The sequence below is a fragment of the Rhizorhabdus sp. GW822-FHT03C02 genome (assembly GCF_058801765.1).
Genome location: NZ_JBXANN010000001.1, coordinates 819623 through 842620, shown reverse-complemented (window position 1 = coordinate 842620; position 22998 = coordinate 819623). Strand labels below are relative to the sequence as shown.

The following is a 22998-nucleotide window of genomic DNA, read 5'->3' as shown; positions in this document are numbered from 1 at the left end:
GCATGCCGGCAAGACTGCCTAACAGTCACGGCATGGCTTCGTTTTCGTATCGCCGTGGCTGCCTGGCCCTGACCGCCCTGCTGGCGACCACCGCCTGCATCCCGTCGCAACGCGCGGGCCGGCCCGTGCCGGCTGCGCCGCCGGTCGCACAGCCCGTCCCACCCCCGGCCGACACCGCGCCTCCCCCGCCCCCCGTTTCGGAGGACACCCCGAAATCGCCGCCGCCCGCCTGGCAGGTCAGGACCGCCAAGGCCGCCGCGATCGAAGTTCCCGATTCGACCTACGTCGTGAAACCCGGGGATTCGCTGCGGCGGATTTCCGACGCCACCGGCGCCGCCTCCGAGGCGATCGCGCGGGTCAACGCGATCCCGTCGCCGTTCAAGATCATCGTCGGCCAGAAGCTCAAGATCCCCGGCGGACGCTATCACAAGGTCGGCAAGGGCGAGACCGGCATCGCGATCTCGCGCGCTTATGGCGTCGAATGGTCGCGGATCGCCCAGCTCAACGAACTGGAAGAACCCTATATCCTGCGCGAGGGGCAGCGGCTGATCCTGCCGAGCAAGGTCGAGGTCGCGCATATGTCGGGCGACGAACGCGCCGCCGCCTTCCGCCTCGACATCGAGGATCTGATCACCGGGTCCGAGCCGGCGCTCGCCGTCCGCGCCAAACCGACTCCCCCGACCCCCACCCCGAAACCGGTGCCGCCGACGACGACCGTCGCCGAACCGAGCCAGTTCGCCGGCCGGTTCGACTGGCCGGTCAAGGGCCCGATCCTGCGCGGCTTCGGGCGCTATTCGGGCGGACAGCAGAATGACGGGGTCAATATCGGCACCGCGCGTGGCAGCGCGGTCACCGCGGCCGCCGATGGCGTGGTCGCCTATGTCGGACAGGACATTCCAGCCTATGGCACGCTGATCCTGCTGCGCCATGGCGACGGCTGGATCAGCGCCTATGGCTATGCCGACAGCATCACCGTCACCCGCGGCCAGAAGGTCGTGCGTGGGCAGACGATCGCGAAGAGCGGCGCGAGCCCCTATACCGGCGAACCCCAGCTCCATTTCGAGATCCGCAACGGCCGCAAGCCCGTCAATCCGCTGAGCTACCTGCCCTCGCGAAGCTGATGCGCGGTTCGCCCTCCCTGCATCGCCGCGACCTGCTCGGCCTGCTCGCCATCGCGCCGCTCGCCGCCACCAGCCTTGCCGGCCATGCACAGATCGCCGGCGCTGGTGGCCCGATCGACAAGCTGCTCGAATTCTGGCCGGTCTATGACCGCGCCGCGACCGGCGACCGGATCGACACGCTGCGCCACGGCTATTTCGAACCCGAAGCCAGGCTCTACAAATCGGCGGGAATCGTGACCAAGCGCGAGCGGATCGACGCCTGGCTTCCCGATTTCGACAGGATCGCGGCCGATGTGCGCCGACTGCACCGGCGCTTCCCCGATGCCTATGCCACCCATGAAGGCCATTTCGAAAAGGCTTTCCCCGACTTCGACCGCGCCACCGCCCCCGTCTACCTGATGCTGTCGCTCGGCGATTTCGACGCGCATCTCCAGCCGTCGAAGGGGCGGCTGCCACTGTTCATCGGTCTCGACGGAATCGTCCAATATCATGGCGCCGATGCCGATCTGGCGGTGTTGCTCGATCATGAGAGCTATCATCTCTACCAGGGCCAGGTGAATCCGCAGATGAGCCTCGACGCGCGGCCGCCCTTGTTCTTCTCGCTCTGGCTCGAAGGCACCGCGACCTGGGTCAGCCAATTTCTGAATCCCAAGGCAAGCCCGCTCGACATATTGCTCAGCGACAAGCCGCTGGCTGCCGCCACTCCGGAAGCGATCCGCCGCGCCGCCGCGGCGCTGCTCGAGAAGATGGACTCAGAAAAGGACAAGGATGCCGAGCGCTTTTTCGGGGCCGGCTATGAGGGCGCCGAACCCGCGCGGATCGGCTATCTGCTGGGCTTCAGGATCGCACGACATCTCGCCACGCGCTATTCGCCGGCGGCGCTTGCCCGGCTCGATGCCGGCATGGTCCGTGAACTGTGCGAAGACGGTCTCCGAAGGCTCGCCGAGGCATAGTGCACCGGCCCTATCCGGTGCCCTGTGCAGGGTATGTCGCACCCGTTTGCGCTGACCCCTCGTAATTTGCCTCGAAAGCGCTTATGTGCGCGGCGCTCATGGCAATTGAACTCCCCTCCCCGCCGAAAGTCGGCATGGTCTCGCTCGGCTGTCCCAAGAATCTGGTCGACAGCGAACGGATTCTGACCAAGCTGCGCGCCGATGGCTATGGCCTGTCGCCCGACTATGCCGGTGCCGACATCGTGCTGGTCAACACCTGCGGCTTCCTCGACAGTGCCAAGGAAGAAAGCCTCGACGCGATCGGCGAGGCGATCGCCGAGAACGGCCGCGTCATCGTCACCGGCTGCATGGGCGACGAGGCCGAACGGATCCGCGCCCGCTTCCCCAACGTCCTCGCGATCACCGGCGCGCATCAATATGAGGAAGTCGTCGGCGCGGTCCACGAGGCGGCGCCGGTCGAACCGTCGCCCTATCTCGACCTTGTGCCCGACGCCGGGCTCAAGCTTACCCCGCGCCATTATTCCTATCTGAAGATATCCGAGGGCTGCAATCATCGCTGCAGCTTCTGCATCATCCCGTCGATCCGCGGCGACCTGGTCAGCCGGCGTCCCGATGCGATCCTGCGCGAGGCCGAAAAGCTGATCGCCGCAGGGACGAAGGAGTTGCTGGTGATCAGCCAGGACACCTCGGCCTACGGCCTCGACCTGCGCCACAAGAGCTGGCCGTGGAAGCCGAAGAACAATGCGCCGACCGAAGTCCGCGCGCACATGACCGATCTCGCCCGCGAACTGGGCCGGCTCGGGGCGTGGACCCGGCTCCATTATGTCTACCCCTATCCGCATGTCGACCAAGTCATCCCGCTGATGGCGGAGGGGCTGATCCTTCCCTATCTCGACATTCCCTTCCAGCACGCCGCGCCGCGCGTGCTCAAGGCGATGAAGCGCCCGGCGAACGAAGCCAAGGTGCTCGAACGGCTGCGCGGCTGGCGCGAGATCTGCCCCGACATCGCGGTGCGCTCCTCGTTCGTCGTCGGCTTTCCCGGCGAGACCGAGGAGGATTTCCAATATCTGCTCGACTGGCTCGACGAGGCCCAGCTCGACCGGGTCGGCGCCTTCCGCTTCGAACCGGTTGCCGGTGCCGCCGCCAACGACCTGCCCGGCGCGGTGCCCGAGGAAGTCAAGGAAGAGCGCTACACCCGGATCATGGAGCGGACCGCCGCGATCTCTGCCGCCAAGCTCCAGGCCAAGATCGGCCGGACCCTCGATATCATCATCGACGTCGTCGATGATGAGGGCGGCGCCACCGGTCGCTCGAAGACCGACGCACCGGAAATCGACGGCGAGGTCCATCTGCGCGACACCCAGGGCCTTGCACCGGGCGATATCGTCCGGGTCGAGATCGAGGATGCCGACGACCATGACCTGTTCGGGGTGCCCGTCGCCTAGCGTCCGCCCCCCGCTGAACGCCGACGCGCCTTGCAAGGCGACGGCGATCGGCTAAGCTCGGCATGGCGGTGGGCCTTCCGGCCCGTACCGCCGATGATGCTTTGATCAGCAGAGGGTACCACCGGTGCCGGTATCGCGGGGCGACGTCATATCTGCCTATCGGCTGGTGCTGGATCGCGATCCGGAAAATGAGGATGTGGTCGCAGCCGCGCTCGGTGCTCCCGATCGCAGCGCGCTGCTCGGCGCCTTTCTGCGCAGCGACGAAGCGCGCAGAAAGGCGCTGGTCCCGCTGCCCGGCCTCTATTTCCACGCCGACAAGCCCGCCATCGACGTGGCTTGCTCCGCGGAAGATCTCGACGCGATGTTCGACCGCATCCAGGCTGCCTGGTCGCGCTTTGGCGAAACCGAGGCGCATTGGTCGGTGCTGACCCACGCGAAATATGCATCGGCCAGCATCGACCGCCATCTCGACGAATTTTACACACTGGGACAAGGCGACGTCCTGCGGATCCTCGCCAGCCTGAAGCGGGGCGATGTCGACGTCGCCGGCATCGGAAACGTCCTCGATTTCGGCTGCGGCGTCGGACGCATCACCTTGGCGCTGGCCCGACAGTTCCGGTCGGTGACCGGTCTCGACATCTCGGCCCCGCATCTGTCGCACGCGACCGCCCGGGCGGCGGCAATCGGCGCCGGCAATGTCGAATTCCGCCATCTGCGCCGGATTGCCGAGCTCGACGGCGTCGGACAGTTCGATCTCGTCGTCAGTTTTCTGGTCCTCCAGCACAACCCGCCTCCGGTCGCGCTCCACATATTGGGGCGGCTTCTCGCCAGCCTCGCGCCGGGCGGGGTCGCGATCTTCCAGATCCCGACATTCCTCGCCGGTTACGGCTTTTCGGTGCCCGACTATCTCGCTTCGCACGCCCCGCAGATGGAGATGAACGCCGTCCCCCAGCCGGACATATTCCGGCTGCTGGGCGACCATGGCTGCCGCCTGCTCGAAGTCAGGGAGGATCTGTCGATCGGCGATCTCAAGGGCGTCTCGCAGATATTCGTTGCGCAGAGAGGCTGACAGCGGCGAAACCCCTGATTGCATTCCTGCCGACCCGATCCCCTTTGCGTGGAGCGCCCCAAGACGATGACCGATTTCGCTGCGCTGCTGAAAGCCGACCGCGGACAGGCGGCTCACAGCCTGACCCCGCTTGCCGCCGACGGGTTCGATGCCTGGCTCGCCGCGCAGCCAGCGCAGGTCCGCACGCTCGCGACCGCCGGCCGTTTCAAGGCGAAGCCCGGCGAGTTGCTGATCCTGCCCGGCAAGGGCGGCGACGACTGGTCCGCGGTGTTCGGCAAGGCGAAGACCCCGGGACCGTGGGATCTTGCCGGCATCGCCGCCAGGCTGCCCGAAGGGACATATCGCATCGAAGGCGAACAGCCGGGCGCGGCGACGCTCGGCTGGCTGCTCGCCCATCATCGCTTCGACCGCTACCTGTCCAAGCCCGATCCCATTCCGGCCCGGATCCTGCTGACCGGTGAGGCCGCCTCGATCGACGAGAGCGTCGCCATAGCCGAGGCGGTCGCGCTGGTTCGCGACCTCGTCGACACCCCCGCCGGCGACCTTGGCCCCGCCGAACTTGCCGCGGCGGTCGAGCCGGTCGCCAAGGCGCATGGCGCCAGCGTCAAGGTCACCCGCGGCGACGAGCTCGACCAGGGCTATCCGATGATCGCCGCGGTCGGCCGCGCCGCCACCCGCGAGCGGAGCCCGCGACTGATCGAGCTCATATGGGGTGACCCGAAAAACCCGCGCGTCGCGATCGTCGGCAAAGGGGTCTGCTTCGACAGCGGCGGGCTCGACATCAAGCCGCCCTCGGGCATGCTGGCGATGAAGAAGGATATGGGCGGGGCCGCGCATGCGCTGGCGCTCGCCGGCCTGGTGATGCGCGCCCGGCTGCCGGTCCGGCTCCATCTGCTGATCCCCGCGGTCGAGAATGCGGTCTCGGCCGATGCCTTCCGGCCCGGCGACATATTGAAGAGCCGCAAGGGGCTGTCGGTCGAGATCGGCAATACCGACGCCGAAGGCCGACTGATCCTCGGCGATGCGCTGACCCGCGCAGGCGAGGACGCGCCGGTGCTGATCGTCGATTTCGCGACACTCACCGGCGCCGCCCGCGTCGCGCTCGGCCCCGATCTGCCCGGCCTGTTCGTCAATGACGAGGATCTGGCGCGCGACATCGCCGAAGCGGCCTCTGCGGTCGCCGACCCGCTGTGGCGGCTGCCGCTGTGGGCCGATTATGACGATATGCTCAAGTCGACCGTGGCCGACGTCAACAATGCCGGCGAAGGCGGCTTCGCGGGGGCCACGACCGCCGCCTTGTTCCTACAGCGATTCGTGCCCACGGGCACACCCTGGGCGCATCTCGACACCTTTGCCTGGCGCCCGTCGGCCAAGCCGGGGCGCCCCAAGGGCGGCGACGCGCTGGGGTTGCGCGCGATCCACGAACTTCTCAAGCGGCGCTTTCCGGCCCGTTGATCGCGATTTTCCGAATTTCGTCGCACATCCGGCACGAAATATGTCGCGGACATGAAACGAATTGCGGCGACGCGTGTTTTCGAAGGGCTATCGCGACTCCCCGGAGAAGGAAAAGGCCCCCACCAATGTTAGACAATGGTTTGCCCCAGTGGATGCGAGCATTGGTATCCTATGTTCGGTCCGGGCAGCCCGATCTCACCAACCGGCAAATGGCGTTGATGCTGATTACCTACATCACGCCAGGACCGCATACGGTGCGTGGGCTCGCCCATCAGCTCAATGTTTCCAAGCCGGTCATCACGCGCGCCTTGAATACCCTGGGCACGCTCGGCTATTTGCGCCGCGAGCGCGACGATAATGATCGCCGCAACATCTTCGTCGCAAAAACCGATCAGGGGGCCGATTTCCTGGATGCGTTCAGAAAGTCCATCGATTTCACCAAGGAACACGGCTGAACAGGTCGCGGACGAGGCGCACGCGCCCGTCACTTTCCATCTCGGTGGCCCTACCGCGGTCCTCGATGGGCGGGTAAACGCCTATCGGCGCGACATCGCCGATATCGCGCTGGCGGGGAAGTTGTTCGCTCCGCATTACGCCGCGCCGATGCACCGCGGCTGCACCCTCCCCTCGGCGATGATCCGCAGCGCACCCGACGCCGCATCCGAGGCGGTGTCGCAGCTTCTCGCCGGCGAATGTTTCGCGGTGCTCGACCTGAGCGCGGGCTGGGCGTGGGGCTATTCCGAACATGACCACTATACCGGCTATGTCGAGGCTTCGTCGCTCGGCTGCCCACTGAACCCGACCCACCGTGTCCGCGCGCGCGAGGCGTTGCTGTTCGCGGAAGCATCGATCAAGAGCGCGGCGCGCGCGGTGTTGCCGTTCGGCGCGCTGGTGCAGGGTGACGTCGACGGCGCCTTCCTGCGCACCGATACCGGCCATATCCATATGCGGCATCTGGCCGACATCGGCACCGTCGACGCCGATCCGGTCGCGGTCGCCGAAGCGCTGCTGGGCGCCCCCTATCTGTGGGGCGGCCGCGGTGCCGGCGGGATCGACTGCTCGGGGCTCGTCCAGGTCGCGCTCGCGGCGACCGGGGTCGACATCGCCCGCGATACCGACCAGCAGCGCGAACAGGTGGGCGAAGCACTGCCCGAGGAGGCCCGCCTCCGACGCGGCGACATCGTCCATTTCCCCGGCCATGTCGGGCTGATGGTCGACGAAGACCGGCTGATCCATGCCAATGCGCACTGGATGGCGGTGGTCGTCGAACCTTTGGCCGATGTCGTGGCCCGCCTTGCCCCCCATCATGACCGGCCGATCCTGGGCCGGCGGAGATTGCAACCATGACCGTCAAGGTCTTCATCGACGGTGCTGCCGGCACCACCGGCCTCGAAATCCGCGAGCGGCTCGCGCATCGTGGCGACATCGAGCTGCTCGCGATCGCCGACGAACGCCGCAAGGATCCGGCGGCGCGCGCGGAGGCCCTCAACGATGCCGATGCGGTGATCCTGTGCCTGCCCGACGACGCCGCGCGCGAAGCGGTGAGCCTGATCCGCAATCCCGGCGTCCGGGTGATCGATGCGTCCACCGCGCACCGCACCGCCTCCGACTGGGCTTATGGTTTCGCCGAGCTCGAACCCGATGGCCGGCAGGCGTTGGGCCAGGCGACGCGCATCTCGAACCCGGGATGCTATCCGACCGGCTTCCTCGCGCTGGTCCGACCGCTGGTGCGCGCCGGACTGCTGCCGGCGGACACACCGTTGTCGGTCAACGCGGTCTCGGGCTATTCGGGCGGCGGCAAATCGATGATCGCCGCGTTCGAGGATCCGGCGAACCCCGACGCCACCGACACCGCCTTTCGCGCCTATGCGCTCAACCTCGGGCACAAACATGTGCCCGAGATGAAGGAGCGCGCCGGGCTCGCCCATCCGCCGATCTTCTTCCCCTCGGTCGCGCGCACCTATCGCGGCATGCTGGTCGAGGTGCCGCTGCACCTTCATCTGATCGGCAAGCGCCCGACCGGCGCCGCGATCCGCGACCTGCTCGGCGAAGCCTATGAGGGCAGCCGGCTGGTCACCGTCGCCCGCGAGAATCCGGCCTATCTGACGATCGAGCAGGCCGCAGGCACCGACCGACTCGACCTGTTCGTCTACAGCGACGAGCAGGCCGGCCAGGCCCGGCTGATCGCCGCACTCGACAATCTCGGCAAGGGCGCCGGCGGTGCCGCGGTCCAGAACCTCAACCTGGCGCTGGGTCTCGAGGAGACCGAAGGGCTTCGGCTGTAATACGCGATCTCGAAGATGCTGACGCATCCTCGATCGATATGCTCACGCGCCGCACGGGCTGATACCCAATCCCGATGATTCAAGCTCACCGGGATTGGGTATAAACCGCCAGATTTGCCAAAGCACGCGATTGCCATCATCCTTCTCCCGCCTTTTGGGGGAGAAGGATGATGGTACCGACCTGGTTTTGGATCGCAGCGGGCATTCTGGTCCTGTGGAACCTGATCGGCTGCGGCGCCTGCTTCAGCCAATTGAGCGTCACCCCCGAGAAGCTGGCGAAGCTCCCCGAGGCGCAGCGCGACGCCTGGACCGGCATGCCGGGCTTCGCGAAGGCGGCCTATGTCGTCGCGGTTCTCGCGGGCCTCGCAGGCGCCGTTCTGCTGCTCCTGCACAGCGCGCTGGCGCTGCCGGTCTCGATCCTGTCGCTGGTGGGGATCGTCATCCAGTTCGGCTGGGTGTTCATCGGCTTCAAGGCGCACCGCCGGATGGGGCCCGCTACCGCGATCTTCCCCGCGGTCATCGCGCTGATCAGCATCGCCCAGATCGGCCTCGCCTGCTGCGCCAAGGCCGCCGGCTGGATCATGTGATTTTTGTAGCGGCATGTCGGAAAAGCGCCGCGCCGCCCGTCGTCACCTCGAACATCAGGAGCATCACCGATGAACGAGCAGAAACTTCCCGGCTATTATTGGGCCATAGCGACGCTGCTGCTGCTCTGGGGCCTGGCCGGCATCTTCGCCTTCTACAGCCAGGTCAGCATGGGCCCCGCCGAACTCGCCGCGCTGCCGCCCGCCCAGCGTGAAGCCTTTGCAGGCATGCCGACCCTCGTCTGGGCGATCTACGGGATCGCCACGATCAGCGGCGTGATCGGATCGATCCTGCTGTTGCTCAGGAAGGCGCTGGCGCGGCCGGTCTATATCGTCTCGCTGATCGGGGTCGTCGCCCAGTTCGGCTGGACCTTCACCGGTGGCCGCGTTCTCGAACTGGTCGGCCCGGCGCAGGCCATCCCGTTCCCGGCCTTCATCTGCCTGATCGGCATCGTCCAGATCTGGTTCGCAAGCCTCGCGATCAGGCGCGGCTGGATAGGCTGATCACATCTCGCCGCGGGCGCGGCGCAGCGCATAGAAGCGCTGCACATTGGCATTATGCTCGGCGAGCGTGTTCGCGAACACATGGCCGCCCTGGCCGTTGGCGACGAAATAGAGCGCCTGGCTCTTGTCGGGATCGAGCACCGCCTCGATCGAGGCGCGGCTGGGATTGGCGATCGGCCCCTCGGGCAGCCCCGGCGAAGCATAAGTGTTGTAGCCGTTGACGGCGTTGAGTTCGGACCGCTTGATCCGGCGGCCCAGCGGCTTGCCCTTGGTGATCGGGTAGATCACCGTCGGATCGGCCTGCAGCTTCATCCCCTGGCGAACCCGGTTCGAATAGACCGCCGCGACCATTCGCCGCTCCGCGGGCAGCGCGGTTTCCTTCTCGACGATCGCCGCGAGGATCAGCGCCTCGCGCGGGGTCCGCGCGACCGTGGTCGGCTTGCGCGCCGCCCAGGCCTCGGCCAGTGCGGTCCGCATCGCCGCCTGCATCCGCGCCAGCACCGCCGCCCGCGGCTCGCCCTTTTCGAAGCTGTAGCTGTCGGGCAGCACCGATCCCTCGGCGGGGACGTCGATCTTCCCAGTCAGGTCGGCCTCGGCGTTCAGCCGCTCTTGGACCAGGATCGACGGCATCCCCTCGGGGATCGTCACCAGATGCTGGACCGGCTTGCCGTGCTGGAGGATGTCGAGAATCTGCGCGCCGCTGGCGCCCGCCGGAATCTCGAACTCGCCCGCGCGGATCGGCTCGTCGGAGCCGAAGCGGCGGGCGAAGCGCAGGAAATTGGTGGTCGAGCGGATCGCGCCCGCCTTTTCGAGCGCGCGCGCCGCCGACGCCAGCGTACCGCCCTTGGCGACGGTGACGCTGACCTGCTGCTTCGAGGGGCCCTCGCCCCACCAGGCCCGCGACATCCACAGCGCCGCGCCGCCGCCGACCAGGCCCAGCAGGACGATGATCAGCAGGATGCGGCGTATCATGGACGGTCTCCGGACCTGGTGGCGTCGATTAATCTTCGACCGCCCGCATGATCAGGCTGGCATTGGTGCCGCCGAAGCCGAACGAGTTGTTCAGCACCGCCTTGACCTTGCGCTTCTTCGCCTTGAGCGGAACCAGATCGAAATCCTCAAGGCCGTCGCTCGGATTTTCGAGGTTCAGCGTCGGCGGAACGATCTGGTCGCGGATCGCCAGGATGCAGAAGATCGATTCGACTGCACCGGCGCCGCCCAGAAGATGGCCGATCGCCGACTTGGTCGAGCTCATCGACACCGTCTTGAGCGCGTCGCCGAACAGTCGGCGCACCGCCCCAGCCTCGAGTTCGTCGCCGAGCGGGGTCGAGGTGCCATGGGCGTTGATATAATCGATGTCCTCAGGCTTGAGGCCCGACTTCTTGAGCGCCATCGCCATCGACCGGAACGCGCCCGATCCTTCCGGATGCGGCGCGGTCACATGATAGGCATCGCCCGACAGGCCATAGCCGATCACCTCGGCATAGATCTTCGCGCCGCGCGCCTTGGCATGCTCATATTCCTCGAGCACGACCACGCCCGCGCCTTCGCCCATCACGAAGCCGTCGCGCGCCTTGTCATAGGGCCGCGACGCCCGCTCGGGTTCGTCGTTGAAATCGGTCGACAGCGCGCGCGCCTGGGCGAAGCCGGCGATGCCGAGCGGGCAGATCGCGCCCTCGGCGCCGCCTGCGAGCATCACGTCGGCATCGTCCATCGCGATCATCCGCGCGGCATCGCCGATCGCGTGCGCGCCGGTCGAGCAGGCGGTGACGACCGCATGGTTGGGCCCGCGCAGGCCGTATTTGATCGAGACCTGCCCCGAAATGAGATTGATCAGGCGGCCATGGACGAAATGCGGCGACACCCGCCGCGGCCCCTTGGTCTCGCACACGATCGATTCGCTGGCGATCCCGGGAAGCCCGCCGATGCCCGATCCGATCGACAGGCCGGCGCGATAGCTTTCTTCCTCGGTCATGTCGGTCAGCCCGGCATCCTCGAGCGCCTGGCCGGCGGCATCGATCCCGTAGATGATGAACGGATCGACCTGGCGCTGGACCTTGTGATCGACCCGCTTGTTGGGATCGAATCCATAAGGATGATCGGCCGGCTTCACCTCGCATGCGATCTTGCAGACCTGCTCGGTCGTGTCGAAGCGGGTGATCTTTCCCGCACCCGACTTGCCGGCGAGGATATTGGCCCAGGCGGTCTCGACGTCGGCGCCGAGCGGCGTCACGAGACCCAATCCGGTTACGACCACGCGACGCATGGCATTCTCCTGTTGTTCTTATCGTCCGAACGACAAAACGGCCCCCCGCCCCTGAGATTGCCCGGGGTCGGGGAGCCGCTCTGGTAAATCGGCCCTGTCGCCACGCCGTTCAAGGCCCGGCCGGTCAGAGCGGTCCTGATCAGCCCTTGTTGGCTTCGATATAGCTGATCGCATCCTTGACGGTGGCGATCTTCTCGGCCGCGTCGTCGGGGATTTCGACGCCGAATTCTTCTTCGAACGCCATGACCAGCTCGACGATGTCGAGGCTGTCGGCACCGAGATCGTCGATGAAGCTCGCTTCTTCGGTGACCTTCTCGGCCTCGACGCCCAGATGCTCGACGACGATCTTCTTAACGCGCTCGGCGGTCTCGCTCATGTGAATTGCCTTCCTTAAGGTTCTTTCCGCTGCCCTAACGAGGGGCGGTTAAGCTTGCAAGAGTGGTTTGATAACAGCCTGCCGAGACAGGTCGACGAATATTGGCTGACGATTCTGCATGGAGGCAGGATCGGCAGCCATTTGGCTCAGGCGGTGGCGAAAATGGTGATGATCGAGACCCGGAGCGCAGCGTACTTCATGCACGTGAGCACCGGAAGCGAAGAGCAGCGCCATTTGCAGCCCCGCCTGGGACAAATGGCTGCCGATCCTAGATCATCGCCATGCCGCCGTTCACGTGCAGGGTCTGCCCGGTCACATAGGCGGCTTCGCGGCTGGCCAGATAGACGACCGCGGCGGCGATGTCACCGCCCTCGCCCAGCTTTCCTGCCGGAATCTTGCCGAGCAGCGCCTCTTTCTGCGCATCGGGCAGCACGTCGGTCATCGCCGAATGGATGAAACCCGGGGCGACGCAGTTGACGGTGATGTTGCGGCTCGCCAGTTCCTGGGCCAGCGCCTTGGACATGCCGACCAGCCCTGCCTTCGACGCCGCATAATTGGCCTGGCCGGGATTCCCGGTGGTGCCGACGACCGAGGTGATCGTGACGACCCGGCCGAAGCGCGCCTTCATCATCGGCTTCGACGCCGCGCGGATCAGGCGGAATGCCGCGGCGAGGTTGACCGAGATCACCTGATCCCATTCCTCGTCCTTCATCCGCATGATCAGATTGTCGCGGGTGATCCCGGCATTGTTGACGAGGATGTCGAGCTTGCCGCCCAGCGCCGCGACCGCCGCCGGGACCAGCCCGTCGACCGCCTGCGGATCGCCGAGATTGCACGGCACGATGACGGTCTCGCCGCCGATCTCGGCCTGGACCGCCTGGAGCGCTTCTTCGCGGGTGCCCGACAGCGCGACCTTCGCGCCCTGCTGGACGAGGCCCCTGGCGATCGCCGAACCGATGCCGCCCGAGGCGCCGGTGACCAGCGCGGTCAGCCCTGACAGATCGAACATATTATTCTCCCGGGGAATGATTACAGGGTTGCCGCAAAGGCTTCGATGTCGGCCATCGCGACCAGGCTGGTCGCGCTCGCCTTGTCGGTGATGTCCTTGACCATCGGCCCGACGACCTTGCCGCCATATTCGACGAACTGCTCGACCCCGGCATCGGCCATCGCCGCGACGCTCTCGCGCCAGCGGACGGTGCCGGTGACCTGTTCGACCAGCAGCCGGACGATCTCCGAAGGATCGACCACCGGGCCGGCGATGACATTGGCGTAGACCGGGACCAGCGGGCTCTGCACCGACGCCTTGGCGAGTGCCTCGGCCATCGCATCGGCCGCGGGCTGCATCAGCGAACAGTGGAACGGCGCCGACACCGGCAGCAGCAGTGCGCGGCGCGCGCCCTTGGCCTTGGCGATCTCGATCGCGCGCTCGACCGCACCCTTGTGCCCAGACACCACGACCTGGCGATTGCTGTTGTCGTTGGCGGCCTGGCAGACCTCGCCCTGTGCGGCTTCGTCGGCGACGGCTTTCGCGCCTTCGAAATCGAGGCCGAGAAACACCGCCATCGCACCGACCCCGACCGGCACCGCCGCCTGCATCGCCTGGCCGCGCAGCTTGAGCAGCCGCGCGGTGGTCGACAGGTCGATCGCCCCGGCCGCGCACAGCGCGCTATATTCGCCCAGGCTGTGCCCGGCGACATAGTCGGCCTTGTCGGCCAGGCTGAACCCGCCTTCCTTCAGCAGCACCCTGAGTGTCGCGATCGCGTTGGCCATGATCGCCGGCTGGGCATTCTCGGTGAGCTGCAGCTCGTCGGCAGGTCCTTCGACCATCAGCCGGAACAGATTCTGTCCCAGCGCATCGTCGACTTCCTGGAACACCTCGCGCGCGACCGCGCTGGCATCGGCCAGCGCCTTGCCCATGCCGACCGCCTGGCTGCCCTGCCCCGGAAAGATGAATGCGCGCATCGGGTTCCTCTCCAAAATCTCGCGCCGCCCCCTAGGTAAGGCGCCGCGCGGTTGCAACCCCTCCACCGATCGTCGATCGCGGATCGCCATGGCTAGCAGCGCGGCCATGGACCGGCAATGCGGCTTGCCTTGCCCGGGCCGTCCGCCCAGGATCGGCGATGATGGGGGAGGCTTTCGACGATCGCGGCGAACGTCCGCGCGGCTGGTGGGATCGCCGGCCGCTGCTGCTGGCGCTGTGCCTGCTGGCGATGGCGCCGCTGCTGCTCCCGGCGATTCCGCCGCTGACCGATCTGCCCGGCCATATGGGCCGTTTCCGGGTCGAGCAGGCGATCGGCAGCTCGCTTTGGCTCCACCGCTATTTCGCCTTTCGCTGGGTGCTGGTCGGCAATCTCGGGGGCGACCTGCTGGTCCGGCCACTCGCCCCCTGGCTGGGCGTCGAACTGGCGACGAAGATCGTGGTGCTCGCGATCCCGCCCGCGACCATCGCCGGCATGTTCTTCGTCGCCCGGCAGGTCCACGGCCGGATTCCGCCGACCGCCTTCTTCGCGCTGCCGCTGGCCTATGGCTTCCCGTTCCAGTTCGGCTTTCTCAACTATGTGCTGGCGATCGCGATGATGTTCGCCGCGACCGGCCTGTGGATACGCCTGCAGGGCTGGCGCCGGCGCGGCATGCTGTTCGTGCCGATCGGCCTGGCGACCTTCATCGCCCACAGCATGGGCTGGCTGCTGCTGGGCATCGCGATCTGGGCGATCGAGGCGGTCGAGGCGAGGCGGCGGGGCAAAGGCTGGACGACCGCGGCGATCGCGGCGACGGTCGCGACATGGCCGCTGGCGCCGCCGCTGCTGATCCTCGCCTGGTGGTCGATCGTCACGGTGCAGGGCGATCCGGCGAGCTTCGCCGACTGGCACAACAAGCCGCATTATCTGTGGGCGGTGCTGCGCGATGGGTCCGAAACCTTCGACGTCATCGGCGCACGGCTGCTCTGGGCCCTGGTCGCACTCGGTGCCGGCGGCTTCGGGATGCGAATCGAACCGCGCCTCGGTCTCGCCGGACTGCTGATGCTGATCCTGTTCGCACTGATGCCGGGCACGATATTCGACGGCCATTATGCCGATATGCGGATCATCCCCTATGCGCTGGCGATGTTCCTGCTCGCGCTCCGGCCCGATCTCGATCGCCGCTGGCTGCCCGTCATCGCGGCCGCCGGCCTCGCCCTCTTCGTTGCCCGCATCGCTGCGCATACCGATCATTACCGCCGGCTCGATCGCGACTATCGCGTGCAGTTGGTGGCGCTCGATCATCTGCCGATCGGCGCGCGGGTGTTCGCGCTGGCCAGAAGCCCCTGCTTCGACGTCTGGCGACAGGATCGGCTCGACCATCTCGGCAGCATGGTGATCGTGCGCCGCGACGCCTTCGTCAACGGCCAATGGCCGATGAAGGGCGGCCGCCTGCTCAGCGTCGCCTATCCGCCCGCCGCGGGGTTCGCGCTCGATCCCAGTCAGATATTGTCGCCACCGCGCTGCCGGTCACCCGGCGACCATCAGCTGTCCGATATCGCCCCGCTGCTCCCGCGCGCCGCGTTCGACTATGTCTGGCTGATCGGAATGCCCCCGGCCGAAGGGCTGCACGATCCAGGTTTCATACCCGTCTGGCAGGGCGCCAACGGCATCCTCTATCGAATCGCCGCCCCGGCTAATCCTTGAGACGACCGAAGGGCAGCAGCAGCTTGGCGAGCGCCTGGACCTGATCCTCGTTGCCGGCGCGGAGCGGCACCAGGATCGCCTCGGCGCTCCGCTGCATCTGCCGGTCGAGCGGGGTCGGCATGCTGCCCTTCGCCGCCGCCTCGGCGAGCCCGCGCGCCCGCGGGTCGGCCGGATCGAGCGACAGCCGCAGCAGCGCGGCCAGCCCGGCGAACATCGCCCGGTCGCCGCCGAGCGAGACCGCGCGGTCGAGCGCGGCAAGCCCCGTCGCCTTTTTCGCACCCAGCACCATGCCAGCGACCATCCCGCCCAGTTGCGCGACCGAATCGAGATGCCATGTTCCGACCGCCGCGATCGCCTCGGGATCGCGCGGGTCCGATGCCGCGAGCGCCTCGAACTGCTTGCGCGCGGCCAATGCCTCGCCGCGGTTCTTGGTGAGCTTGGCACGGTAGCCGGTGGCCATCGCGGCCACCAGCAGCGCATCGCGGTCGCGCGGATTCTTTGCGATCATCGCCTCGGCAGCGCCATGCGCCTGATCGATCTGAGCGAGCGCGCTGCTCTTGGTCCGCGCGACGAAGGCGGCGTCGGCGAGCGTCTGGCGCGGAGTCGCGGCCGCGACCGGCGTGACAGCCACGCCTCCCGTCACCGCCGCCGCCATGATGTAGATTACCGCCTGCCGATCGAATATGCGCATCATGCCCCCAAAATGTGGTGATACGCGCTTCAACGGCCGGCGCCAGCCCCGCGTTCCGCTTGCGTTTCGCACGCCGATCGGTCATAGGGCGCCGGATCGGGGTGGAGAGCACGTCTCTCCGCCCCCGATTTTTATGGAAGAAAGCCGGAGGGGCGTCCGCACGGGGCGGCGTCAGCGATCGGTAACAACAAGGAAGACGCGACATGGCTCTTTACGAGCATGTGTTTCTCGCGCGTCAGGACCTGGCCCAGGCTCAGGTCGACGCGCTGGCGGAAGCCGCCACCAAGATCGTCGAGGAAGGCAATGGCAAGGTCGTCAAGACCGAGACCTGGGGCCTGCGCGGCCTCGCCTATCGCATCGCGAAGAACCGCAAGGCGCATTATGTGATGCTCCAGATCGATGCCCCCGCGGGTGTCGTCGCCGAGCTCGAGCGCCAGACCGCGATCAACGAAGACGTGATCCGTTACATGACCATCCGCGTCGATGCGCTCGAAGAGGGCCCGTCCGCGATGATGCGCCGTGGCGAACGTGAAGGCCGTGGCGATCGTGGTGGCCGTGGTGGTGACCGCGGTGATCGGGGCGACCGCGGTGATCGGGGCGACCGCCCCCGCCGTGAAGACCGCGACGCGGCGTAAGGAGATATAGACAATGGCACGCGCATTTTTCCGCCGCCGCAAGAGCTGCCCCTTCTCCGCGAAGGACGCTCCCGCGATCGATTTCAAGGACGTCCGTCTGCTGCAGGGCTTCGTGTCCGAGCGTGGCAAGATCGTTCCGAGCCGCATCACTGCGGTGTCCGCCAAGAAGCAGCGCGAACTCGCCAAGGCGATCAAGCGCGCCCGTCACATCGGGCTGCTTCCCTACATCGTCAAGTAAGAAAGGGGGACCGCCAACATGGACGTGATCCTGCTCGAACGCGTTGAAAAGCTTGGTCAGATCGGCGACGTCGTCTCCGTCAAGGCCGGCTTCGCACGCAACTATCTGCTGCCGCGCAAGAAGGCGCTCCGCGCCAACGAAGCCAACAAGAAGGTCTTCGAGGCGAACCGCGCCAATATCGAGGCCGACAACGCCAACCGCCGCGCCAACGCCGAAGTCGAAGCTTCGGGGCTCACCGACAAGACGGTGGTGCTGATTCGCCAGGCGTCGAACACCGGCCAGCTTTATGGTTCGGTTTCGGCCCGTGACGTTTCCGAAGCGCTCGCCGAGGACGGCATCAAGGTCGCCAAGTCGGCGATCACGCTCGCCCGTCCGATCAAGTCGATCGGCATCCACGAAGTGAAGGTCGTCCTTCACGCCGAGGTTGTCCGCACGGTCGTGATCAACGTCGCCCGTTCGCCGGAAGAAGCCGAGCTTCAGTCGCAGGGCGTCGACGTCATGGCGTCGATGTTCGAGCGCGACGAAGCGGGTTTCACCGAGGATTACGATCCCAACGCCGAGCCCGGCGAGATCGTCTCGGACGCCGAAGAGGCTTCGGAAGAAGCGTAAGCTCCTTCGCCGAATCGCAAAAAGGCCGTCCGGAGCGATCCGGGCGGCCTTTTTCTTTGTCCGCGCGATCGGGTGCGGGCAAAAAAACGGGCCGCCTCTCGCTGGGAGAGGCGGCCCAGTAGGCTGTTAAGCCTGCTTGGGAGGAAAGCGTGCCCAAAGGGGAAGGCACGCTGTCTCTCTACACACCGAGTCCTAAACAAAACGTTAACCAGATCGTCGGCCGATATTCATCGGCCTGCGCGAGAGCGATCAGCGCCCGCCTCCGGCATTCGCGGCGACGCTGCACGCGCCCACCCGCCGCGCCTCGACCGAATAGTCGAACGGCTCGTTGCGCAATATGCCCTGGGTGCGGATCTTCACCACGCCGGCGCGGTCGGCGCGAATCGTGGTCTGGCCCGATCCGGCACCGCGGCAGCTATAGCTGACGGTCGCCATCCGGGGATCGTTGGTGATCACGAAGCGGCTGCAGGACGGGCCTTCATGCGCGATCTGCAGCAGGCGCTCGCGATCGAACAGGCAGAAGGATTTGGGCGCGGTATCGGTGCCGCTGATCTCCCACATGCCCGGCTCGACCTGTTCGAGCGCCGCGAGGTGGAGCGATTCCGGTGCGGGCTGGGCCAGCGCCGGGCCGGCGACGCACGCCAGGATTACCGCACATAACTGCCACACGCCTTTCCGCATTACCGTCTTGCCTCCTGTTGCCCGGTCCGCGCTCCTCTGTGCGCACCGACCGATATTCCCAATCCTCGTTCGACCAACGGTCGACAGGACATGATTAATGGAGCGATTCGGCTAATATGGATGTGACGAACGACACGTCACGCCGCGATGCTATCGATTGCGATCGAGAATCGGGTTGCACAAAATTCACAATCGACATGAATCTCGCCCTGTTCGTCGGCCATCTCGGCGCGCTCCTCGGCCGGAAAGCGCGCGATCACCGAGCGGATACGGTCCGGATCGCAGCGGCAACCGCGCGACAGCGCCACCGGCGTGATTGTCCGCACCTCGTCCTCCTCGTTGAACAGCCGCCACAGCAGCTGGGTCAGCGGGAGTCCGGGGTCGGTCAGCTCGGCCGGCGCCACGGTCGCCGACAATGCAGCGACATGATCCCATTCGGGGTGGTCGAGCCGGGTGTGCAGCCGCTCGCGTCCTTCCTCGCCCTCTGGCAGATGCTGGATCAGCAATCCGCCCGAAATCCGGCGTCCATCGGGCAGGCGGGCGAAGCCCAGCCGGACGAGGCTCGGCAATTGCTCGGACTGCTGGAAATAGCTTTCCGCCGCTTCGGCGAGCGAGCCGCCATCGAGCGGCACGATCCCCTGATAGCGCTCGCCGACCACCGCCAGATCGAAGGTGATCGCCAGATAGCCCTTGCCGAACAGCGCGAACAGCGAAGGATCGACCGGGATCTCGGCGAGCCGGGTTGGATCGTGGCGGACATAGCCGCGCATCTCGCCATTCTTGTAGTCGGCGACGAGCAGGTCGACCGCGCCCCCGTCGGCCTGTGCCTGGAGGGTCAGTTGCCCTTCGGCCTGCTTGAGGGTCGAGCCGAGCAGCGCCGCGAGCGTGATCGCCTCGGCCAGCAGCTTCTCGATCAGCGGCGGATAGCCATGCGCCGACAGGATCGTGTCGAGCGCCGGCCCGAGCCGGACCACGCGGCCGCGCGCATGGCGCGCCGGAATGGTGAAACCCAGCGCGATATCGAGATCGGCGGGAGGAAGCTGTTCGATGGCCACGTCTTCAAAACCCTTCGTCGCCCCGATCCTGGCCGGGGTTTCCCTTCACGATTAGCTGTCGGGATGCCGGACCCAAGTCAGGACGACGAGGTGCTTTTTCAAGGGCGGATCAGAGTCGGCCGAGGCACCACAGCAGCACCGACTTCTGGGCATGGAGGCGGTTCTCGGCCTCGTCCCAGATCGCCGATTGCGGCCCGTCGATCACCGCGTCGACGACCTCCTCGCCGCGATGTGCGGGCAGGCAGTGAAGGAAGGTCGCGCCCGGCGCAGCCGCGGCCATCAGCTGCTCGGTCACCTGATAGGGCATCATCGCCGCGAGCTTGGCCTCGGCATGGGCCTGTCCCATCGAAATCCAGGTGTCGGTGACGACGATGTCGGCCCCCGCCACCGCCACCGCCGGATCGCGCTCGATCCGGAAACGGCCGCCGCGATTGACCGCCGCCCCGACGAAATCGGGGTCGGGATCGTAACCCTCGGGGCAGCTCGCGACGACGTCGAAATCGAGCAGGCTGGCCGCCTCGACGATCGAGTGGAGGACGTTGTTGCCGTCGCCCAGCCAGACCCATTTGGTTCCGGCGACCGATCCGCGCCGCTCGATGACGGTCTGGAGGTCGGCGACGATCTGGCAGGGATGGCTCAGATCGGTCAGCCCGTTGATCACCGGCACGCTGGCATGCGCCGCGAGGTCGACGATCTTCTGATGATCGTCGGTGCGGATCATGATCGCGTCGACATAACGGCTGAGCACCCGCGCGGTATCGGCGACGGTCTCGCCGCGGCCGATCTGCATCGACCCGGCGTCCATCACGATCGTGGTGCCGCCGAGCTGGCGCATCGCCATGTCGAACGAGACGCGGGTGCGCGTCGAGTTCTTCTCGAAGATCATCGCCAAAGTGTAGCCCGCGAGCGGCGCATCGGCATCGGGGGTGCCCTTGGGCCATCCGGCGCGCGCGGCCTTGCGCGCGACGGCATCGTCGAGCATCCGGCCGAGCGCGGCGCTGCCCGCATCGGCGAGATCGAGGAAATGCCGGATCATGCGGCGGCCTCGTAACTCCGCGCCCCGGCCGACAGCCGCTCGATGCATTCGGCGATATGGCTGTCGTCGATCACCAGCGGCGGCAGGATGCGCACGACATTCTCGGCCGCCGATACCGTCAGCAGGCCATGATTGTCGCGCAGATGCGCGACGAAGGCGCGCGCCTCGGCCGGCTCCTTGAGCTTGATGCCGAGCATCAGGCCAAGCCCGCGGACATGGTCGAACAGATGATCGTGATTGGGGATCATCTGCTCGAGGCTCTGGCGCAGCCGGTCGCCCATCGTCCGGACATTTTCGAGGAAGGCGTCGTTGACCGCGAAGTCGAAGATCGCCTCGCCAACCGCCATCGCCAGCGGGTTGCCGCCATAGGTCGACCCGTGGGTGCCGCCGACCATGCCCCTGGCCGCCTCCTCGGTCGCCATGCACGCGCCGAGCGGGAAGCCGCCGCCGATGCCCTTGGCCACCGCCATGATGTCGGGGGTGATCCCATAATGTTCATGCGCGAAGAACCGCCCGGTACGGCAATAGCCACACTGGACCTCGTCGAGGATCAGCAGCATCCCCTTCTCGTCGCACGCGTTGCGCAGGCCCTTGAGAAAGGCCTGGGTCGACGGGGTCATGCCGCCCTCGCCCTGGACCGGTTCGACCAGGAAGCCGGCGGTGTTGTCGTCGACCGCGGCGAGCGCGGCGTCGAGATCGTTGAACGCCACGACCTCGAACCCCGGCAGCAGCGGCTCGAATCCCTCGCGCATCTTCGGCTGGTTGGTCGCCGAGATCGCGCCCAGCGTCCGCCCGTGAAAAGCGTTGGCGAAGCTGACGATCTTGGTCCGGTGCGGCTGACCGTTGACATAATGGTAGCGGCGCGCGGTCTTGATCGCGCATTCGACCGCCTCGGCGCCCGAATTGGTGAAGAAGACGGTGTCGGCGAAGCTGGCGTCGACCAGCTTCTGCGCGAAGGCCTCGCCCTGCGGGCTGCCGTAGAGGTTGGAGACATGCATCAGCGTCGCCGCCTGCCGGCTGATCGTGTCGACCAGCACCGGATGGCCGTGCCCGAGCATGTTGACCGCGATGCCGCTCGCGAAATCGAGATAGCGTTCGCCCTGTTCGCCGATCAGATAGCAGCCTTCGCCTCGCACCGGACGCACGCCGCACCGCGGATAAACCGGCATGAGCGGGGTGATGGTCATGGCAAAAACTCCCTTATTCCTCAGTTGAACGTGCGAAAATGCTCCGAAAACGCAAAAAGGCGGCCATCCCGGCCGCCTGTCGGAGCGCGCATATAGATAAGCGCCGTGCACGGCGTCAACGGCCTGTTGCGAACGACTGTCACATAAGACGGGGAAGCGTCCGCACCGGCCTCCTTTCGTCCGTCACCCTGAACCTGTCTCAGGGTCCACTCATCCGCTCGGGCGGCCCCGCTTGGCGCGGTGAATGCTGAAACAAGTTCGGCATGACGGCAAAGGACGTCCGAGCGTCAGCTCTTGATCTTCCAGCCTTTCGCCAGCAGCGCATAGCACAGCCAGCCGAGCGCGACGTTCAGCCCGAGCAACACCACCGACCCGATCAGGATCGGCGAGTCGGCAAGGCCGAGAAAGCCGTAGCGGAATCCCGAGATCGCATAGAAGAACGGGTTGGCGTGGCTGACCGCCTGGAAGCCGGCGTGGAGATTGTCGACCGAATAGAAGGTGCCCGACAGCAGCGACATCGGCGTTACCACGAAATTGGTCACCGCCGACGCATGGTCGAACTTGTCGGCCCAGATCGAGGTCAGCAGGCCGAGGAAGGACAGCAGCGCCGCGCCCATCAGCCCGAACCAGGCGACCGCCCACAGATGCCGGGGAAGCACGTCGACCCCGGGCCAGAACATCATCACCGCCCACAGCGCGCAGCCGACCATCACCGCGCGGGTGACCGAGGCGCCGATCAACGCGACCATCACTTCCCCGGTCGACAGCGGCGGCATCAGATAGTCGATGATCGTGCCCTGCATCTTGCCGGCGAGCAGCGAGAAGCTCGCGTTGGCGAAGGCATTCTGCATCATCCCCATGATGATCAGCCCCGGCGCGATGAAGGTCGCGAACGGATAGCCCATCACCAGCTTGCCGCCACGCCCCAGCGCGACCGTGAAAATCACCAGATAAAGCAGCGTCGTGATCGCCGGTGCCCAGATAGTCTGCAGTTGCACCTTGAAGAAACGCCGCACCTCCTTGATATATAGGGCGCGCATTCCCCCCCAGTTGATGAACGGGATCACCGGCACGCCTGGCTCGGGGAAAGGATATTTTTGGGGCTGGCTGCTCATGGGCTAATCGCCTATCGGCTCGCTG

General features: G+C 66.5%; 25 protein-coding genes. 14 read left to right on the top strand and 11 right to left on the bottom strand.

The features are described from left to right. Positions 1-32 precede the first annotated feature (32 nt). The 10 genes from AC1RM6_RS03905 to AC1RM6_RS03860 all read left to right on the top strand — a co-directional run bounded on the left by AC1RM6_RS03905 (position 33) and on the right by AC1RM6_RS03860 (position 9416). Positions 33-1121 (top strand): peptidoglycan DD-metalloendopeptidase family protein, encoded by a 1089-nt coding sequence (locus AC1RM6_RS03905; RefSeq protein WP_493098279.1) that lies wholly within the window; start codon positions 33-35, stop codon positions 1119-1121. Next, positions 1121-2074: a hypothetical protein gene (locus AC1RM6_RS03900; protein ID WP_493098278.1), complete on the top strand. Its 954-nt coding sequence runs from the start codon at positions 1121-1123 to the stop codon at positions 2072-2074. Before AC1RM6_RS03905 ends, AC1RM6_RS03900 begins: the two co-directional genes overlap by 1 nt. Positions 2075-2172: 98 nt before the next feature. Beyond that, complete coding sequence (rimO, locus tag AC1RM6_RS03895) at positions 2173-3519, top strand: 30S ribosomal protein S12 methylthiotransferase RimO (protein ID WP_493098277.1); 1347 nt, start codon at positions 2173-2175, stop codon at positions 3517-3519. Between the two features lie 124 nt (positions 3520-3643). Beyond that, a complete protein-coding gene (locus tag AC1RM6_RS03890) occupies positions 3644-4588 on the top strand; it encodes a class I SAM-dependent methyltransferase (RefSeq protein WP_493098276.1) in 945 nt (314 codons plus the stop codon). Positions 4589-4654: 66 nt separating this feature from the next. After that, positions 4655-6043, top strand: a complete 1389-nt coding sequence (locus AC1RM6_RS03885) for a leucyl aminopeptidase family protein (RefSeq protein ID WP_493098275.1) — start codon at positions 4655-4657, stop codon at positions 6041-6043. A 125-nt stretch (positions 6044-6168) separates the two neighbouring features. Continuing rightward, positions 6169-6498, top strand: coding sequence for a MarR family transcriptional regulator (locus AC1RM6_RS03880; protein ID WP_493098274.1), 330 nt, complete (start codon positions 6169-6171; stop codon positions 6496-6498). Beyond that, positions 6455-7390 carry a C40 family peptidase gene (locus AC1RM6_RS03875; protein ID WP_493098273.1) on the top strand — a complete coding sequence of 312 codons (936 nt, stop codon included), beginning with the start codon at positions 6455-6457 and terminating at the stop codon, positions 7388-7390. Before AC1RM6_RS03880 ends, AC1RM6_RS03875 begins: the two co-directional genes overlap by 44 nt. Continuing rightward, positions 7387-8328 carry an N-acetyl-gamma-glutamyl-phosphate reductase gene (argC, locus tag AC1RM6_RS03870; protein WP_493098272.1) on the top strand — a complete coding sequence of 314 codons (942 nt, stop codon included), beginning with the start codon at positions 7387-7389 and terminating at the stop codon, positions 8326-8328. Before AC1RM6_RS03875 ends, argC begins: the two co-directional genes overlap by 4 nt. A 170-nt stretch (positions 8329-8498) precedes the next feature. Beyond that, positions 8499-8915 (top strand): hypothetical protein, encoded by a 417-nt coding sequence (locus AC1RM6_RS03865; protein WP_493098271.1) that lies wholly within the window; start codon positions 8499-8501, stop codon positions 8913-8915. A gap of 69 nt (positions 8916-8984) precedes the next feature. Further along, entirely contained in the window at positions 8985-9416 is a 432-nt protein-coding gene (locus tag AC1RM6_RS03860) for a hypothetical protein (protein ID WP_493098270.1), read from the top strand. Here the strand turns inward: AC1RM6_RS03860 and mltG are convergent, their stop codons facing one another. From mltG to fabD, 5 genes are all read right to left on the bottom strand, one after another. Next, on the bottom strand, positions 9417-10388 hold the full coding sequence (gene mltG, locus AC1RM6_RS03855) for an endolytic transglycosylase MltG (RefSeq protein ID WP_493098269.1): 972 nt from the start codon (positions 10386-10388) through the stop codon (positions 9417-9419). Between the two features lie 28 nt (positions 10389-10416). After that, on the bottom strand, positions 10417-11682 hold the full coding sequence (gene fabF / locus AC1RM6_RS03850; RefSeq protein WP_493098268.1) for a beta-ketoacyl-ACP synthase II: 1266 nt from the start codon (positions 11680-11682) through the stop codon (positions 10417-10419). Positions 11683-11821: 139 nt separating this feature from the next. After that, complete coding sequence (locus AC1RM6_RS03845; protein WP_493098267.1) at positions 11822-12058, bottom strand: acyl carrier protein; 237 nt, start codon at positions 12056-12058, stop codon at positions 11822-11824. Positions 12059-12326: 268 nt separating this feature from the next. Further along, a complete protein-coding gene (fabG, locus tag AC1RM6_RS03840) occupies positions 12327-13067 on the bottom strand; it encodes a 3-oxoacyl-[acyl-carrier-protein] reductase (protein WP_493098266.1) in 741 nt (246 codons plus the stop codon). 20 nt (positions 13068-13087) lie between these two features. Beyond that, complete coding sequence (gene fabD / locus AC1RM6_RS03835) at positions 13088-14023, bottom strand: ACP S-malonyltransferase (RefSeq protein ID WP_493098265.1); 936 nt, start codon at positions 14021-14023, stop codon at positions 13088-13090. Positions 14024-14181: 158 nt separating this feature from the next. Between fabD and AC1RM6_RS03830 the strand changes: the two genes are divergently transcribed. Continuing rightward, a complete protein-coding gene (locus AC1RM6_RS03830) occupies positions 14182-15726 on the top strand; it encodes a hypothetical protein (RefSeq protein WP_493098264.1) in 1545 nt (514 codons plus the stop codon). Here the strand turns inward: AC1RM6_RS03830 and AC1RM6_RS03825 are convergent. Continuing rightward, positions 15716-16417, bottom strand: a complete 702-nt coding sequence (locus tag AC1RM6_RS03825; protein WP_493098263.1) for a hypothetical protein — start codon at positions 16415-16417, stop codon at positions 15716-15718. The two genes, AC1RM6_RS03830 and AC1RM6_RS03825, sit on opposite strands and share 11 nt — an antisense overlap. Before the next feature lie 203 nt (positions 16418-16620). On the opposite strand from AC1RM6_RS03825, the gene rpsF reads away from it, so the two are divergent. From rpsF to rplI, 3 genes are read left to right on the top strand one after another with little or no spacing between them, the layout of a single operon-like run. Beyond that, a complete protein-coding gene (gene rpsF, locus AC1RM6_RS03820; RefSeq protein ID WP_493098262.1) occupies positions 16621-17052 on the top strand; it encodes a 30S ribosomal protein S6 in 432 nt (143 codons plus the stop codon). 13 nt (positions 17053-17065) lie between these two features. Then, entirely contained in the window at positions 17066-17290 is a 225-nt protein-coding gene (gene rpsR, locus AC1RM6_RS03815) for a 30S ribosomal protein S18 (protein WP_493098261.1), read from the top strand. An 18-nt stretch (positions 17291-17308) separates the two neighbouring features. Next, complete coding sequence (gene rplI / locus AC1RM6_RS03810; RefSeq protein WP_493098260.1) at positions 17309-17899, top strand: 50S ribosomal protein L9; 591 nt, start codon at positions 17309-17311, stop codon at positions 17897-17899. Positions 17900-18148: 249 nt separating this feature from the next. Here the strand turns inward: rplI and AC1RM6_RS03805 are convergent, their stop codons facing one another. The 5 genes from AC1RM6_RS03805 to AC1RM6_RS03785 form a co-directional block, all read right to left on the bottom strand. Continuing rightward, positions 18149-18580: a DUF3617 domain-containing protein gene (locus AC1RM6_RS03805; RefSeq protein ID WP_493098259.1), complete on the bottom strand. Its 432-nt coding sequence runs from the start codon at positions 18578-18580 to the stop codon at positions 18149-18151. A 137-nt stretch (positions 18581-18717) separates the two neighbouring features. Continuing rightward, positions 18718-19629, bottom strand: a complete 912-nt coding sequence (gene hslO, locus AC1RM6_RS03800) for an Hsp33 family molecular chaperone HslO (RefSeq protein WP_493099530.1) — start codon at positions 19627-19629, stop codon at positions 18718-18720. 115 nt (positions 19630-19744) lie between these two features. Then, on the bottom strand, positions 19745-20671 hold the full coding sequence (gene argF / locus AC1RM6_RS03795; RefSeq protein WP_493098258.1) for an ornithine carbamoyltransferase: 927 nt from the start codon (positions 20669-20671) through the stop codon (positions 19745-19747). Next, the gene (locus AC1RM6_RS03790; protein ID WP_493098257.1) at positions 20668-21858 is read right to left on the bottom strand and encodes an aspartate aminotransferase family protein; all 1191 of its coding nucleotides are present in this window, start codon (positions 21856-21858) and stop codon (positions 20668-20670) included. Before AC1RM6_RS03790 ends, argF begins: the two co-directional genes overlap by 4 nt. Positions 21859-22145: 287 nt before the next feature. Next, complete coding sequence (locus tag AC1RM6_RS03785; RefSeq protein WP_493098256.1) at positions 22146-22973, bottom strand: ABC transporter permease; 828 nt, start codon at positions 22971-22973, stop codon at positions 22146-22148. Positions 22974-22998 lie beyond the last annotated feature (25 nt).

What these genes read in the sequence shown, in the direction of transcription:
- AC1RM6_RS03905 (WP_493098279.1), top strand. Translation starts at nt 33, where the DNA reads ATGGCTTCGTTTTCGTATCGCCGTGGCTGCCTGGCCCTGACCGCCCTG.
- AC1RM6_RS03900 (WP_493098278.1), top strand. Translation starts at nt 1,121, where the DNA reads ATGCGCGGTTCGCCCTCCCTGCATCGCCGCGACCTGCTCGGCCTGCTC.
- rimO (WP_493098277.1), top strand. Translation starts at nt 2,173, where the DNA reads ATGGCAATTGAACTCCCCTCCCCGCCGAAAGTCGGCATGGTCTCGCTC.
- AC1RM6_RS03885 (WP_493098275.1), top strand. Translation starts at nt 4,655, where the DNA reads ATGACCGATTTCGCTGCGCTGCTGAAAGCCGACCGCGGACAGGCGGCT.
- AC1RM6_RS03880 (WP_493098274.1), top strand. Translation starts at nt 6,169, where the DNA reads ATGTTAGACAATGGTTTGCCCCAGTGGATGCGAGCATTGGTATCCTAT.
- AC1RM6_RS03875 (WP_493098273.1), top strand. Translation starts at nt 6,455, where the DNA reads ATGCGTTCAGAAAGTCCATCGATTTCACCAAGGAACACGGCTGAACAG.
- argC (WP_493098272.1), top strand. Translation starts at nt 7,387, where the DNA reads ATGACCGTCAAGGTCTTCATCGACGGTGCTGCCGGCACCACCGGCCTC.
- AC1RM6_RS03865 (WP_493098271.1), top strand. Translation starts at nt 8,499, where the DNA reads ATGGTACCGACCTGGTTTTGGATCGCAGCGGGCATTCTGGTCCTGTGG.
- AC1RM6_RS03860 (WP_493098270.1), top strand. Translation starts at nt 8,985, where the DNA reads ATGAACGAGCAGAAACTTCCCGGCTATTATTGGGCCATAGCGACGCTG.
- mltG (WP_493098269.1), bottom strand. Translation starts at nt 10,388, where the DNA reads ATGATACGCCGCATCCTGCTGATCATCGTCCTGCTGGGCCTGGTCGGC.
- fabF (WP_493098268.1), bottom strand. Translation starts at nt 11,682, where the DNA reads ATGCGTCGCGTGGTCGTAACCGGATTGGGTCTCGTGACGCCGCTCGGC.
- AC1RM6_RS03845 (WP_493098267.1), bottom strand. Translation starts at nt 12,058, where the DNA reads ATGAGCGAGACCGCCGAGCGCGTTAAGAAGATCGTCGTCGAGCATCTG.
- fabG (WP_493098266.1), bottom strand. Translation starts at nt 13,067, where the DNA reads ATGTTCGATCTGTCAGGGCTGACCGCGCTGGTCACCGGCGCCTCGGGC.
- fabD (WP_493098265.1), bottom strand. Translation starts at nt 14,023, where the DNA reads ATGCGCGCATTCATCTTTCCGGGGCAGGGCAGCCAGGCGGTCGGCATG.
- AC1RM6_RS03830 (WP_493098264.1), top strand. Translation starts at nt 14,182, where the DNA reads ATGATGGGGGAGGCTTTCGACGATCGCGGCGAACGTCCGCGCGGCTGG.
- AC1RM6_RS03825 (WP_493098263.1), bottom strand. Translation starts at nt 16,417, where the DNA reads ATGCGCATATTCGATCGGCAGGCGGTAATCTACATCATGGCGGCGGCG.
- rpsF (WP_493098262.1), top strand. Translation starts at nt 16,621, where the DNA reads ATGGCTCTTTACGAGCATGTGTTTCTCGCGCGTCAGGACCTGGCCCAG.
- rpsR (WP_493098261.1), top strand. Translation starts at nt 17,066, where the DNA reads ATGGCACGCGCATTTTTCCGCCGCCGCAAGAGCTGCCCCTTCTCCGCG.
- rplI (WP_493098260.1), top strand. Translation starts at nt 17,309, where the DNA reads ATGGACGTGATCCTGCTCGAACGCGTTGAAAAGCTTGGTCAGATCGGC.
- AC1RM6_RS03805 (WP_493098259.1), bottom strand. Translation starts at nt 18,580, where the DNA reads ATGCGGAAAGGCGTGTGGCAGTTATGTGCGGTAATCCTGGCGTGCGTC.
- argF (WP_493098258.1), bottom strand. Translation starts at nt 20,671, where the DNA reads ATGATCCGGCATTTCCTCGATCTCGCCGATGCGGGCAGCGCCGCGCTC.
- AC1RM6_RS03790 (WP_493098257.1), bottom strand. Translation starts at nt 21,858, where the DNA reads ATGACCATCACCCCGCTCATGCCGGTTTATCCGCGGTGCGGCGTGCGT.
- AC1RM6_RS03785 (WP_493098256.1), bottom strand. Translation starts at nt 22,973, where the DNA reads ATGAGCAGCCAGCCCCAAAAATATCCTTTCCCCGAGCCAGGCGTGCCG.